Source organism: Streptomyces sp. NRRL B-3229, from assembly GCF_000719505.1.
In the GTDB taxonomy this organism is placed as follows: Bacteria; Actinomycetota; Actinomycetes; order Streptomycetales; family Streptomycetaceae; genus Streptomyces; species Streptomyces griseorubiginosus.
The window spans coordinates 321,948-334,993 of sequence record NZ_JOGP01000007.1; the positions used below are offsets into that span (position 1 = coordinate 321,948).

Here is a 13,046-nt window from a genome sequence, read left to right on the forward strand (position 1 = left end):
ATGACAGACATGGGCGGGGACGTGGGCGGACACAGGGTGACGGAGGCCGTCGCCGGCGCGGTGGCGGTGCTGCGGACGGTGGCGGACCGGGACTGGACGGCCGTGAAGCCGACGGGGATGGACTGGACCGTCCACGAGACGGCCTTTCACGTCTGCGAGTGCCTGATCGGGTACGCGGCGAATCTGGCCGGAGGCGCTCAGAACGCCTACGTCCCCTTCGAGATCACGCTCGACGAGGGCACCGACAACACGGGCCTGCTGCACGTCATGGAGACCGGCGGCGCGCTGCTCGCCGCGGCGGTCCGCACCGCGCCCCGCGAGGCCCGCGCCTTCCACCCGTACCCCTTCCGCAGCGCGAACCGCGAGGGCTTCGCCGCGATGGGCATGGCCGAGGTCCTGCTGCACACGTACGACGTCGCGCGGGGTCTGGACCTCGCCTACGAGCCGCCCGCCCACCTCGCCGAGTACGTCCTCACCCGGATCTTCCCCGAGGTCCAGCCGGGCCCCGACCCCTGGCCCACCCTCCTGTGGGCCACCGGCCGCGGCGACCTTCCGGGCCGCACACGGCGCACCGAGTGGCGCTGGAGCAACAACCTCGTGCTGCCGGCCGAACGCCTCACCCTCCAGGGCGTCACCCCGGCCTCCGCCACCGACCTGGCCGCGGGCGGCGACGGCGGCTTCGACTGGGTCGAGGACGGCCCCTTCGAGGGCACCCGCGAGGCCGCCGGCATGACCCTCAAGGCGTACGAGGCGGGCGTCCACCGCCCGGAGTTCGGCCTCTTCGTCCTCGTACGGCGCGAGGACGGCCGCGCGATCGGCGGCATGGGCTTCCACGGCGCGCCCGACGAGGACGGCCGCGCCGAGGTCGGCTACGACCTGGCCCCCTCCGCCCGCGGCCGGGGCTACGCCACGGAGGCCCTGCGCGCCCTGAGCGACTGGGCCCTGGCCCGCGACGACGTCCGCAGCCTCTGCGCCACCATCGAACCCGACAACGCCCCCTCGCAACGCGTCATCGCCCGCGCGGGCTTCCTGCGGGCGAGCGTCGAGGAGGAGCAGGCATACGCCGAGAAGGAGCCGGGCCTCCGACTGTACGTCCTATCCGGCCCGACCGCCTGACTTCGTCCACCACAACCTCGGCCGCAATCGCCCCTGGTGGAACTAGAGTTGTCTCTCCAGCAGAGCTGACGACGGACACGGCACGGCCGAGGGGGACGAAAGCGTCATGAGCGAGCAAGCCTTGGACCGGGTCGGAGAAGATGGCCAGAGCGGGTCGTTGGACGGGCGGACTTTGCCCTTTTGGGTGACGGCGACCGAGGAGGACATGGCGCTCGCCGCACAAGACGGCGACAGCATGGGCCTGTTCAGCCGGGACGGCGACACCGTGCTACGCGCGGTGCCGCTCGGCCCCCTCCGTAAGCACCTCACCGAGGCCGTCGACGCCCTCCAGCAGGTTTTCCAGGACGTCGCCGATCGCGGTGGCGTCCTACCGCTCGCGGAGGCCCAGGTGTCCTTCCACGTCACCGCGAGCGGAGGTGTTCAGTTCGTTGGCTCCGGTCAGGTGCAGGGCGCCCGGAGCCTGACACTGACGTTTAAGCGGCCCGCCTGACCCGGCAGCGCTCATGCCTCTACACAAGGCGCTTCTCATCGGTGCGAGCGAATACGACGACCCACGGATCCAGAACCTGCCGTTCGTCCTCGACGACCTACAGCGGATGCGCGACGCCCTGGCTGCACGCGGTTTTCACACGACTGACATCGTCGAAAGCCGACGCGGTATCACCCCGAACACGGTCAACAGCCGCATTCGCGCATTCCTGCGCGAAGCGGGCCGGGGCGACACGCTGCTCATCCTGCTCAGTGGGCACGGTCAGCACTTCAAGGGGAAGGACTACCTGATCCCCGAGGACGCTTCCCTCGATGGGGAGGCGCTCGTCGACGCCTGCATCGAGATCGGATGGGAACGGGAGATCGAGGACTCTGGCGCGGCGCACGTCGTCTTTCTCATCGACGCCTGCCGCGAGGGCATCGATCTGGACACCATGGCGCCGCCCGGCCTTCGCCGCTGGTCTCAGCGCAAGATCGCCGACACGTTGCGGCGCAAGGTCGCATATGTGTACGCCTGCACCGCGCCACAGCTGGCACGCTTCGTCCGCCCAGACGACGTGATCCTGCCGGGACCGGACATCGGGATCCAGCCCGGAGAGTCGTTCAGCCTCTTCTCCCGTGCCGTCGCGGATACGGTCGCCGCTGATCCGCACACGCTGCGGTTGCAGGAGTTCTCCGCGCGGGTGCAGGACCGGATCACCGCCCTGCACCGCGCCTACGGCAAGGTCGGGCCGGCCCAGCAGATCACGGTCCGTACCGACACCGCACCGGGCGCGATCGACTTTCCCCTGCTCCCCGGTCCTGACCGACCCGCAGACACACACCCCTGGATCCGCTCGATCGAAAAGCACCAGGTCTGGCATCGCACCCCGGAGGGCCATGCCCGACAGCTGCTCCAGCAGAGCTGCGTCGTCCTCGCGGGCCGCCTGGCGTCTGTGTATGAGGACGCGACCCGGAACCTCGACAACGATCCCTGGTACGACACCCAACTGGCCGGGCGCACGCACGACAGACTGGGTTTCCTCGTCGGCCGCCTGGGCCCCGACGAGTTCCTGTCGCAGACCGAGGCAGCCCTGGCCCTACTACTGCCGCTCGTGGAGCAGACGTTCTGGGCTCAGGAAATCAGCCAGCGCAGGAGTCTGCTGACGGACGCGGGGGCTACCGCGGCACCCGAGCACGCTCGCTTCCACAAGTTCGCCCAGCGATTTCCCCGGCTCAAGCGGAGACTGCTCACCCTGCAACACGAGAAGACCGCGGCCGAATCCGTCGAACGCATCCGATGGTGGCTGTTCCACCGATGGCTCATCCAGCAGCCGGAGCTGTACGCAGCCGAATCTCTGAAGGCCCTCCTCGGGGACGCAATGACCGGTCCCGACCAGCCCGCCTGGGTGGCGGACGCGCTCTCCGCGAACCGGCTGATACGGCTGCTCAAAGAGCACCGTACGGCGCCGTTCTCGACACGGCGCCTCACCGATCCCGCGCCCCGGACGGACGGGCCTGGCGAGGACGACGACATCATCGCCGCCAGCACCGGGGACGAGCACGAGGTGCGCATGCCCTTGGTCTCGGCCCTGATCAAGGCGGCGTACGCCATGGCCGTGGACCCGGTCGACCTGCCCGAGATCGTGGTCGAGCACGTCGGGATCCACGACAGCGTTGACCTCGGCGAACTTCTGCACACCATCCGCGCCTCCGACTGGCGTGTCTCCGGCATGGGCCGTTCCCTCAATGCCGTGTGCACCCACCCGGCGGTACAGATCGCCCTGCGGGAACACGCCGGACGTGTCGACGAACTGCTGCGGGACATCAACCGCGGTGGCGAACCGGCTCTGCTGTCGCTCGCCACCCTGCCGCCCTACGCCGACGGCAGCTTGGCACGCCTCACCGGGAACGCTCCCGACCTGCTTTCCGACGGCATCCGCTTCCAATTGGCCGAGGATCGCGTCCAGGAGCTATTGATGGGCGAACAGCTCTACGGCGAAAAGGAATTGGCGGTAAGAGAGCTCTACCAGAACGCTTTGGACGCGGTCCGATACCGCGACTGCCGTACTCAGTTCCTCAAGCGCACTGGTCGACCGGTTGGCCCCTGGGAGGGTCGCATCGAGTTCGTCCAGGGAGTCGGTTCCGACGGCCGGCCGTACCTGGAGTGCCGGGACAACGGCATCGGGATGGGGTTGACCGAACTGACGGGCGTCTTCTCCCAAGGTGGCGCACGCTTCGTCGATCTACCTGAATACATAGAGGACCAGGCGGCTTGGGCCGAGTTGCCGGACCCGAAGCCGACTCTGCATCCCAACTCGCGATTCGGCATCGGCGTACTGAGCTACTTCATGCTGGCGGACGAGATCGTCGTACGGACCTGTCGCACCGGACGTGACGGACGGCCTGGGCGCCTGCTCCAAGTGACGATCGCGGGACCTGGCAACCTGTTCCGGGTCGAGGATCTCGGCGATGGTGACGAGGACGACGCGGGGACATCGGTGCGGCTCCTGCTCGCTCGCCGCGGGACGGCCGTTTCCTGCGTGGAGGCCTTGCAGCGGGTGCTGTGGGTGGCGCCGTATCGCACCACGGCTGTCCATGGCTCGCGACGGCAGGATTGGGCACCGGGGGAGCTCTCGCATACGGCCCTGGAGCTGAAGTTGAACTCCATGGGTTCCGGTCTGACAGGTGACAATGCCGTCGCCCTGAGATCTGGAGATCCGGATTTGTGGTGGGTGGAACACGACGGGGTGATCCTGGCGGATGGCCTCTTCGCAGAGGTGGACAACGACAACCTCGACCTGGAGACGCCCTTCGGCACCGTGATCAATCTCTCTGGTGAGCAGGCCCCGGAGCTGTCCGTCGACCGGACTTCGATCCTCTCGTTCGACGCAGAACACGTAGCGGCTCGTATGGCCGACGCGGCCCGTGGGCTCACCGACCCGGAACTGCCCCTGCCCCACGGGGAATGGCTGGCCGAGGCCGGTCTCTACTCCGTCTCGTTCGCCGACTGCGTGGCCGCGCAAGCCGAACGCGCGGATCTGCCGTGGCAGCTGGAGAACGTGAAGCTGCCGTTCAGCCAGGTCGGGTTCTTCCCCCCTGACGCAAATCTGCTTCCGCTGGTGACAGGACGGTACGCGGAACTCGACCAGGGTCGGCACGCCTGGTTCCTCTACAACATGCCGACGCCAGTGCTGCGCTGGCGACTGCGCACCCTCTACCGCGCTGGACTCGGCGAGCCCGTCTCCCTGTCGGATACGGAGCCTTCGGACGCTTTGTGCGCCCGGCCGTCAGACCTGGTCCTGCTCCGCGCGCACGAATTCGGCATCGAACGCTGGGACCAGGCGCTTGAGGAGTGGTTGCGGGGACCAGAGTCCACTGAACGCTACTGGCTCGTTCCGTCACGGGGCCTGGTAGAGACCGGCTGTGTCAGCTTCTCGATGCTGTTTCCCTGGCGGGACCCTCGCACGCCTCTTGCCACCGCCGATCTGTTCACCCTAAGTGAGCGGTCCGGCAGGACGCCGACTGAGGTCGCCGAGCGGCTGACCTGCCTGGGCTATCACGCCGAGCCATTGCAGGGCTGTGCCAGCGCCCGGCGGGAGGATCTCCTCCTGTTGCGCCCGCTCGGCGACTTGTCCGGCTGGCTGACGCCCGGCGCACGTCTCTCGGCAGCCCAGGTGTGTCTCAGCGCGTCCCAGGCTTCGTACCCCACGCCTCAAGCTGCCCGGCGCTTGGCCGAACTGGGGTTTGATGTGCCGACGGAGTACCCGATCTGGGACGACTGGACGGACGATGAACGGGATATCGTCGCCAGCCTCTGGCGAGCGCATTCGGTACCCCCGTCCCCTGAAGCGGCGCAGCGCCTCTCCCTTTCCCAACTCGCCTCGGTAGCACAGCAGACGGGCTGGCCGTTGCGGCACATCGCGGAGCTCCTCGCAGAACTCGGCTTCGCCCTCCCTGCGGACACGGTGTCCCTTCCCGAGCTGAGCGACGACGACCGGGCGCTCCTCGGTCACGAGGGGGAGCTGCCCCCGGTCGATCAGCAGGTTTCGTTCTTCTACCTCGTAGCGGCCGCCCGCCGGGTGAACCGTCCCGTCCCCGATGTCGCGGCCCGGCTCCGGCAACTCGGGTACACCACCGACGAGGTATCGGGACGCGACCTTCCGTCTCGCGAGGAGATGGCCATCCGAGTCCGAGCGGGGCTCAATAAGCGCGGCCCTGTTTCGCTGAGCACGGTCGCCACCACAGCCCGCAGGGCCGAGATGTCGATGGAGGCTGCCGTAAATCTCCTGACACGTCTTGGGTACGACTGCACGGCCTCCGCCGACGTCGCATCCCGGCTTACCCATCGTGATGTGGACGTCTTGAACGTCAGTCTTGCCTCTTACCCAGACCTGTTTGCCCCGATCACCCCGCCGGAATTGCACGCCGCCACGCTGCACTCCGGCCAGGAGGACGAGGAGGAGGTCGCCGCTTCTCTCACCAGCATGGGATTCGAGGTCATGGCACGCACGCCGGAGTGGGAGCGGGAACGCGACATCGAACGGCACCTCAGGCGGGAGCTTCGGCACCCGAGTCTCATGCCCGACGTCAGCCTCGGCGGCGCCCCTACCGTCTCCCTCGTCACCCTCGCTGTGGTGGCCGTGAGCACTGGCCGCGCCTTGCGAGAAGTCGCCCTACTGGCGACGCAGATGGGTTTACGCCACGAGATCGAGGACTGGTTCAGTCCCGCCCCTCCCGGGAACGCCGGTTCTTCGGCCGCCGCAACCCCGCCCCCGTCAGCAGCCGCACCACTTCCCGGCTGCTGACCTCCACCGCACCGGCCGCGACCACGTCGGCGTACCGGTGCGACGGGATGTCGTAGTGGTCACGTTCGAAGGCCCGGGAGGGGACGCCCAACTCCTCGGCGAAAGTGTGCAGTTCGTCGAAGGAGACGTCGCTGATGAGGTGGGACCACATGCGGCCGTGCCCCGGCCAGGTCGGTGGGTCGATGTAGACGGTCACGGGGAGGGGGCCCCGCCCGTCGCGGTACCCAGCGAGCCGATCGCCGCGACCTTCACGCCCGCCTTGTGGCACACCCAGTGCGGGTCGGCTCCGAGCTCCGGCTCGACCTCCAGGGCGTGCGGGTCGCCCGCGCCGCAGACCGGGCACAGGGGCCAGCGGCCGTGGCGTTCCAGGATCGCGTCCTGGACGTCCTGGGCGACCAGCCCCGCCACGAAGTCCGCCCCCTCGGGCCACTGCTCCACCCACCAGCGCCGCTGCACGACGGAGTCCTCGACCATCGACACCACGTCCGGCGCGGCGACGTCACCCACCGCGAGGTCGGCGAGGACGAGGGCACGGGCCGTGTGCAGGCTCTGTTCCAGTGGACCGATCGACTCCATCCGTCCATTGTGCGCGCTCTTGACCACGACCCGGCGCCGAAAATATCTTTCACCCGTGCCCCAGGAAGTGAAGGAAATTTTCGGCAGCGCGCTCGCCGCGAAGGTGCGCACGCTGGGTCCGTCGATGACGCGGTCCATGCAGCGCGTCGCCGAGGCCGTGGCGAGCGACCCAGCGGGTTGCGCGGCGCTCACCGTCACCGGCCTCGCGGAACGGACCGGGACCAGCGAGGCGACCGTCGTGCGGACGGCCCGGCTCCTCGGCTACCCCGGCTACCGCGACCTGCGGCTCGCCCTCGCCGGGCTGGCCGCCCAGCAGCAGTCCGGGCGGTCGCCCGCGATCACCACGGACATCGCGGTGGACGACCCGATCGCGGACGTGGTCGCCAAGCTCGCCTACGACGAGCAGCAGACCCTCGCGGACACGGCGGCGGGGCTCGACACCGTGCAGCTGGGGGCGGCGGTGGCCGCGACGGCCTCGGCGCGGCGGATCGACGTGTACGGGGTGGGTGCCTCGGGTCTCGTCGCCCAGGACCTCACGCAGAAGCTGCTGCGGATAGGGCTGATAGCCCAGGCGCACAGCGATCCGCACCTCGCGGTGACCAACGCGGTGCAGCTGCGCTCGGGGGACGTCGCGATCGCCATCACGCACTCCGGGTCGACCGGGGACGTCATCGAGCCGCTCCGGGTCGCCTTCGAGCACGGGGCGACGACCGTCGCCATCACCGGGCGGCCGGGCGGGGCGGTGGCGCAGTACGCCGACCATGTGCTGACCACGTCCACGGCCCGGGAGAGCGAGCTGCGACCGGCGGCGATGTCGTCCCGGACGAGTCAACTGCTGGTGGTGGACTGTCTGTTCGTCGGGGTGGCCCAGCGGACGTACGAGACGGCGGCGCCGGCGCTGGCCGCGTCGTACGAGGCGCTGGCGCACAGGCACCGCCGGTAGCACGTGAGTATCTGCGGGTCCGTTGTGGCTGGTCGCGCCCACGCGGCGGAGCCGCCTATTTGTACAGACTCGCGCCCCTGGGTAGATCACCGTCCCGCAGATCTGAAAGAGCCCACCTCATGACCTCCCCCTCCCACCCCCGTGACCTGCAAGCCCAGTTGGAGTCGCTGACCACCGAGGCGTTCCGGCCCGAGTTCGCCGACGTCGACCAGTTGCCGACGCTCGACATCGCCCGGCTGATGAACGGCGAGGACGCCTCCGTACCGGCCGCCGTGGCCCGGCAGCTGCCGCAGATCGCCGCGGCCATCGACGCCATCGCCGAGCGGATGGCCCGGGGCGGCCGGCTGATCTACGCCGGCGCGGGCACCGCCGGACGCCTGGGCGTGCTGGACGCCTCCGAGTGCCCGCCGACCTTCAACACGGACCCGGCGCGAGTCGTCGGCCTGATCGCCGGTGGCCCGCAGGCCCTGGTCACGTCCGTCGAGGGCGCCGAGGACTCGGCCGAGCTGGCCCGGGCCGACCTGGACCGGCTCGCGGTGACGTCCCTGGACACGGTGGTCGGGGTGTCGGCGTCCGGTCGTACCCCTTATGCCGTGGGCGCGGTGGAACACGCCCGCGCACAGGGGGCCTTGACGGTGGGCCTGTCCTGCAACGCGGGCAGCGCGCTCGCGGCGGCCGCCGACCACGGCATCGAGGTGGTCGTGGGTCCCGAGCTGCTCACCGGTTCGACCCGGCTGAAGGCCGGCACCGCGCAGAAGCTGGTCCTGAACATGCTGTCGACGATCACGATGATCCGGCTCGGCAAGACCTACGGGAACCTGATGGTCGACGTCCGCGCCTCCAACGACAAGCTGCGCGCCCGCTCGCGCCGGATCGTCGCGCTCGCCACCGGCGCCGGGGACGAGGAGGTCGAGAGGGCGCTGGCCGCCACGGACGGCGAGGTCAAGAACGCGATCCTGACGATCCTGGCCGACGTCGACGGCCCCACGGCGGCCCGGCTGCTGGAGGAGTCGGGGGGCCATCTGCGGGCGGCGCTGGCGGCGGCCCTCTGACTCACCGCCGCACCAGCACGGCGTGGGTGACCGTCGACGAGCCGACCAGCTCGGACACCCGGTAGCCGTCGATCCCGGCACCCAGGTTGTCGAGCAGCCGCTCCCCGCGCCCGATGAGCATCGGGGCGACGGCCAGGTGGAGTTCGTCGATCAGCCCGGCGCTCAGATACTGCCGGATGGTCGCCGCGCCGCCGCCGATGCGGACGTCCCTGCCGTCCGCGGCCTCGAAGGCGCGCCCGAGAACCTTCTCCGGCGACTCGTCGGTGAAGTGGAAGGTGGTCCCGCCGGCCATCTCCAGGGTCGGACGCGGGTGGTGGGTGTGCACGAAGACGTCGTGGTGGTACGGCGGGTTGTCCCCCCACCAGCCCTGCCAGGACTCGTCCTCCCAGGCCCCGCGCTGCGGCCCGAACATGTTCCGCCCCATGATCGTGGCCCCGATGTTCCGGTCCCCGCGCGCGAAGTACTCGACGTCGGTGCCGCCCTTTCCGGCGGCGAGATCCTCCATGGCCCCGACGAACCAGCCGTGCAGCTCGTCCCCCCATCCGACACCGTCCCCGAAGGGGGCGTCCAGCCGCTGGTTCGGGCCGGCCATGAAGCCGTCCAGGGAGACCGTGACGTTGTGTACGCGAACCTTGGGCATGATCGCCGCCTCTCGAGGTGCTGCCGTCCTCTTGCCTGTCACCAGTGCGTCGATCGAACCCTGACGCAATCGACAGCGCCCCGCACTTTTTTCGGGGCGAGTCGGCGTGGTTCACTGCTTCCCTCGCAGCGAGACAAGGAAGAGGGTGAAAGCGCAGATGAGAGCGGGTTCGGGCCGGAGGAGGCCGTGGATCGCGAGCCCACGTCTCGCCCTCGCGCTCTTCGCCATCGCACTCGCCCACTCCGCGACCGCCCTCGCCTTCGGTCACTCCATCACCGGCGCACTGGGGAGCCTGGCCGAGGACACGGTCCTGCTCGCCGTACTGCTCTCGGTGATCGCCCACGTCAGGTCCAGGGCCCGGTGACCTCTCCTCACGCCCGCCAGACCAGGGTGTAGCGCCAGAACAACCGGCGCCTGAGGCGAGCGCCGGGCAGGAGGCGGCGGACCTCCCGGACCAGCTCGGTGTACGGCACGCCCGGCTGCCGGGTCGGGGCGGTCATCGCGAGGGGAGGCGCGGCGGCCCTGCGGCCCCGGTTCCTGGCCCATCCGAACAGCGGGTTGAGCAGGACCGAGACGAGTCCGAGCAGGTGCTGCACCCAGGTGTCCTCCCGTGCGCACCCGACCACCACCAGGGTCCCTCCGGGCGCGAGGTGCCGCCGGAAGTGACTGAGCGTCCCGGCCAGGGGCAGGTGGTGGAGCACGGCGACGCAGGTGATGACGTCGTAGGGGCCGCCCCGGTCGTACGACCCTCCGTCCGCGACGGCGTAGGTGACGGGAAGGTCCGCCGCGGTGGACTCCCTCGCCGCCCCGATGATCCGGCTGTCGCTGTCGATGCCGTGCACCTGTGCCGCACGGGTGGCGAGCAGCCGCACGAGATCCCCGGCGCCGCAGCCGACGTCGAGGGCACGGTCGAAGCGCGGGGGCAGTCGGCGCATGATCCACGCGTGGTAGTGGGCGTTGTGCGACCAGGGATAGGCGGCGTTCAGGCGGGCGAGGGCGTCCAGGACACGCATGGGCTCATTCCAGCAGGGCCCGCGTTCCTACAAGGCCCGCGCCCTCCAGGCAGCCGTCCCGGTGCCTACCCTGGGGGTATGAACCACGCCCAGCTCACCGCCCTGGGCCGTGCCCTGCGCCTTCTCGGCGAGCACGGCGACGCACTCACCGGCGACACCCCGGACGCCAAGCTGCACGAGATGAAGGCCGACCTGAAGCGGGCCCTGGACCTGCTGGAGGACAGCGTCAGCGCCGCCGCCCCCACCACCCGCTGCGCCGAGCACCCGAACGGCCCGGTCGACGAGAACGCCCCCGACCTGTGCCTGCTGTGCGAGACCCGCCGCCGTGCGGCCCGCCGTGCCGAGATCAACGGGCCCGGCGCCCGCCCGAGGACCGCCGGCCCCACCCCCTCCCGGTACGGAGTGCGGGAGGACCGCCCCCAGCCCCAGCAGCGCTGGCTGCCGGAGCTGTGGACCGGCCAGGAGTGGCAGCTGTGCGGCACGCCGAGGCGGGACCGGCACGAGGCCGAGCTCTACCTCAACGCCCAGCGCCGCGGCCCGCGCCCGGCGATGGCCTACCGGCTCGTCCACGAGTTCACGGACTACGAGGTGCTGCGCGTGTGGGGCACCCCGGTGAAGGTGGACATCGAGCCCCTAGGCAATCTCTGACCCGGCCGACCCGGCAGACCCGCCCGACCGGCCGACCCGCCCGACCGGCCGACCCGCCCGACCGGCCGACCCGCCCGACCGGCCGACCCGCTCGACCCGGCTAGCCCCGCTGACCCGCTGGCCCCGCTCGACCCGGCTAGCCCCGCTGACCCGGCTAGCCCGCTGGCCCCGCTCGACCCGGCTAGCCCCGCTGGCCCGCTGGCCCGCTGGCCCCGCTACTTCAGCAGCGGCAGCGCCCGGATGTCGTACGCCTCCCACAGCCGCCGCGTCACCTCCTCCGGGTACGGCCGCACCTCCGGCTCCACGTCCAGGATCTGCGTCAGCCGGCCGCTCGCCACCTCGTACGCCGGCCAGCCCGGGTCACCGGTCCGCGCGAACGCCGTCCACGCCGACTGGAAGCGGGCGGTCAGTGCCTTCGCCTCGGGCGGCACCCCGGCCCCCATGAAGATCAGAGCGCCGAGGTCGGCCTCGTACGTGCCGAACAGCAGCGGGATGTCCAGCCCGTGGCACGCGCCCAGCGCACCGCCGAACACCGGTGCGGGCCAGGTCAGTTCATAGAGGTGGGCCCGGCCGCCACCCACCACCTGCGCCTCCGCGAGCCGCTGGGACGGCACGCTGAACAGCCAGTCCGTCTGGACGCGTTCGTGGAGTCCGGCCGGTGTCGCGTCCGGGAAGGCCGCGCGGTAGGCGCGCTCCCCGTCCGGACCCGCCGCGAACGTCCGCAGTGCCGCGGCCGCCTGCTCCTCGGTGGCCTTGCCGAGCCGGTCGGCCAGGGCCAGGAAGAGCCGGTACTCGTCCCGGTTGTGCCCGACGAGCAGCTCCACCTCCCGCCCCGCGCCCGCCGCCAGCGCCTCCCAGGGCGTGCACGGCAGCACCTCGCCGTCGACGACGGGAGAGAAGGGAGTGGCGGTGTGCGCGACCCGTCCCCACCGGTCGTCGTACTCACTCATCCGCAGGCTCAACCGCTCGCCCACCGACGGGAGTTCACGCGGGTCCACGGCGGCCAGCGCGTCGGCCGTGGCAGCGAGTCCCGCCTCCTTGCCGAACTCCACCGCGATGTCCCGGGCCAGCTCGGCGGAGAAGTACGTCACGGGCATGCTCTGCGCGACCGCCCGCCGGAACAGCCCCCGCGCGCTCGGCATCGCCAGCAGGGACGCCACCGATCCCGCGCCCGCCGACTCCCCGAACACCGTGACCTGCTCCGGATCCCCGCCGAACGCCGTGATGTTGTCCCGCACCCACTCCAGCGCCGCGACCTGATCCAGCAGCCCCCGGTTCGCGGGAGCGCCCTCCAGCAGGGCGAACCCCTCGATGCCGACGCGGTAGTTGAGGGTCACGACGACCACGTCACCGGCGCGCGCCAGATGCTGGGCGTCGTAGCCGGGGCTGCCCGCGTGACCCAGTTTGTAGGCACCGCCGTAGATCCACACCATGACCGGACGCCGGGCGGCCGGATCTGCGGCCGGGGTCCAGACGTTGACCGTCAGCCAGTCGTCGCCCGTTGGTTGCTCCACCGCGGTCGCCCGGCCCTGGAACCCGGACTCCTGCGGGGGCGGCGGCCCGAACGCGTACGCCTCCCGGACCCCCTCCCAGCTCCGCGCGGGCCGCGGCGCCTGGAACCGGGCCTCGCCGACCGGCGGCTCGGCGAAGGGGATGCCCCGGAAGACGCCGAGGCCCCCCTCCTCCCGTCCGCACACCGCACCGGCGGTGGTGCGCACGTCGAGATCCGCAGCTGACGTCATCGTCGAACTCCCCGGGGCCGGAGGGCTGGTCCTGACCACT

Annotated in this window: 12 protein-coding genes; 7 read left to right on the plus strand and 5 right to left on the minus strand. The window is 70.8% G+C overall.

Going from position 1 to position 13,046, the window contains the following annotated elements:
* Positions 1–9: 9 nt before the first annotated feature.
* The 3 genes from IF54_RS0113350 (at position 10) to IF54_RS39585 (ending at position 6,392) form a co-directional block, all read left to right on the plus strand.
* On the plus strand, positions 10–1,116 hold the full coding sequence (locus tag IF54_RS0113350) for a GNAT family N-acetyltransferase (protein ID WP_030317941.1): 1,107 nt from the start codon (positions 10–12) through the stop codon (positions 1,114–1,116).
* A gap of 106 nt (positions 1,117–1,222) precedes the next feature.
* The gene (locus tag IF54_RS0113355) at positions 1,223–1,606 is read left to right on the plus strand and encodes a hypothetical protein (RefSeq protein WP_030317943.1); all 384 of its coding nucleotides are present in this window, start codon (positions 1,223–1,225) and stop codon (positions 1,604–1,606) included.
* Positions 1,607–1,619: 13 nt separating this feature from the next.
* A complete protein-coding gene (locus IF54_RS39585) occupies positions 1,620–6,392 on the plus strand; it encodes a caspase family protein (protein ID WP_037819918.1) in 4,773 nt (1,590 codons plus the stop codon).
* On the opposite strand, the gene IF54_RS41095 is transcribed toward IF54_RS39585, so the two are convergent.
* Complete coding sequence (locus IF54_RS41095) at positions 6,307–6,588, minus strand: DUF4031 domain-containing protein (protein ID WP_078851958.1); 282 nt, start codon at positions 6,586–6,588, stop codon at positions 6,307–6,309. The two genes, IF54_RS39585 and IF54_RS41095, sit on opposite strands and share 86 nt — an antisense overlap.
* Positions 6,585–6,968, minus strand: a complete 384-nt coding sequence (locus tag IF54_RS0113365; protein ID WP_030317945.1) for a hypothetical protein — start codon at positions 6,966–6,968, stop codon at positions 6,585–6,587. The genes IF54_RS41095 and IF54_RS0113365 overlap by 4 nt, the downstream gene beginning before the upstream one ends.
* Positions 6,969–7,023: 55 nt before the next feature.
* Between IF54_RS0113365 and IF54_RS0113370 the strand changes: the two genes are divergently transcribed.
* Complete coding sequence (locus IF54_RS0113370; RefSeq protein ID WP_234438976.1) at positions 7,024–7,911, plus strand: MurR/RpiR family transcriptional regulator; 888 nt, start codon at positions 7,024–7,026, stop codon at positions 7,909–7,911.
* 119 nt (positions 7,912–8,030) lie between these two features.
* Positions 8,031–8,963 carry an N-acetylmuramic acid 6-phosphate etherase gene (gene murQ / locus IF54_RS0113375; protein ID WP_030317949.1) on the plus strand — a complete coding sequence of 311 codons (933 nt, stop codon included), beginning with the start codon at positions 8,031–8,033 and terminating at the stop codon, positions 8,961–8,963.
* A gap of 1 nt (position 8,964) precedes the next feature.
* Here the strand turns inward: murQ and IF54_RS0113380 are convergent, their stop codons facing one another.
* On the minus strand, positions 8,965–9,603 hold the full coding sequence (locus tag IF54_RS0113380) for a dihydrofolate reductase family protein (RefSeq protein ID WP_030317951.1): 639 nt from the start codon (positions 9,601–9,603) through the stop codon (positions 8,965–8,967).
* A gap of 145 nt (positions 9,604–9,748) precedes the next feature.
* Here IF54_RS0113380 and IF54_RS0113385 point away from each other — a divergent pair, with 145 nt between their 5' ends.
* Positions 9,749–9,967, plus strand: a complete 219-nt coding sequence (locus IF54_RS0113385; RefSeq protein WP_234438977.1) for a hypothetical protein — start codon at positions 9,749–9,751, stop codon at positions 9,965–9,967.
* 7 nt (positions 9,968–9,974) lie between these two features.
* On the opposite strand, the gene IF54_RS0113390 is transcribed toward IF54_RS0113385, so the two are convergent.
* Entirely contained in the window at positions 9,975–10,616 is a 642-nt protein-coding gene (locus IF54_RS0113390) for a class I SAM-dependent methyltransferase (protein WP_030317955.1), read from the minus strand.
* Positions 10,617–10,694: 78 nt separating this feature from the next.
* Between IF54_RS0113390 and IF54_RS0113395 the strand changes: the two genes are divergently transcribed.
* Positions 10,695–11,264: a hypothetical protein gene (locus IF54_RS0113395; protein ID WP_030317957.1), complete on the plus strand. Its 570-nt coding sequence runs from the start codon at positions 10,695–10,697 to the stop codon at positions 11,262–11,264.
* Positions 11,265–11,479: 215 nt separating this feature from the next.
* Here the strand turns inward: IF54_RS0113395 and IF54_RS0113400 are convergent, their stop codons facing one another.
* On the minus strand, positions 11,480–13,006 hold the full coding sequence (locus IF54_RS0113400; protein WP_030317959.1) for a carboxylesterase/lipase family protein: 1,527 nt from the start codon (positions 13,004–13,006) through the stop codon (positions 11,480–11,482).
* Positions 13,007–13,046 lie beyond the last annotated feature (40 nt).

Bases quoted from the DNA above. Each gene is read 5' to 3' on its own strand.
- IF54_RS0113365 (WP_030317945.1), bottom strand. From the start codon at position 6,968: ATGGAGTCGATCGGTCCACTGGAACAGAGCCTGCACACGGCCCGTGCC.
- IF54_RS0113380 (WP_030317951.1), bottom strand. From the start codon at position 9,603: ATGCCCAAGGTTCGCGTACACAACGTCACGGTCTCCCTGGACGGCTTC.
- IF54_RS39585 (WP_037819918.1), top strand. From the start codon at position 1,620: ATGCCTCTACACAAGGCGCTTCTCATCGGTGCGAGCGAATACGACGAC.
- murQ (WP_030317949.1), top strand. From the start codon at position 8,031: ATGACCTCCCCCTCCCACCCCCGTGACCTGCAAGCCCAGTTGGAGTCG.
- IF54_RS0113395 (WP_030317957.1), top strand. From the start codon at position 10,695: ATGAACCACGCCCAGCTCACCGCCCTGGGCCGTGCCCTGCGCCTTCTC.
- IF54_RS0113355 (WP_030317943.1), top strand. From the start codon at position 1,223: ATGAGCGAGCAAGCCTTGGACCGGGTCGGAGAAGATGGCCAGAGCGGG.
- IF54_RS0113400 (WP_030317959.1), bottom strand. From the start codon at position 13,006: ATGACGTCAGCTGCGGATCTCGACGTGCGCACCACCGCCGGTGCGGTG.
- IF54_RS0113350 (WP_030317941.1), top strand. From the start codon at position 10: ATGGGCGGGGACGTGGGCGGACACAGGGTGACGGAGGCCGTCGCCGGC.
- IF54_RS0113390 (WP_030317955.1), bottom strand. From the start codon at position 10,616: ATGCGTGTCCTGGACGCCCTCGCCCGCCTGAACGCCGCCTATCCCTGG.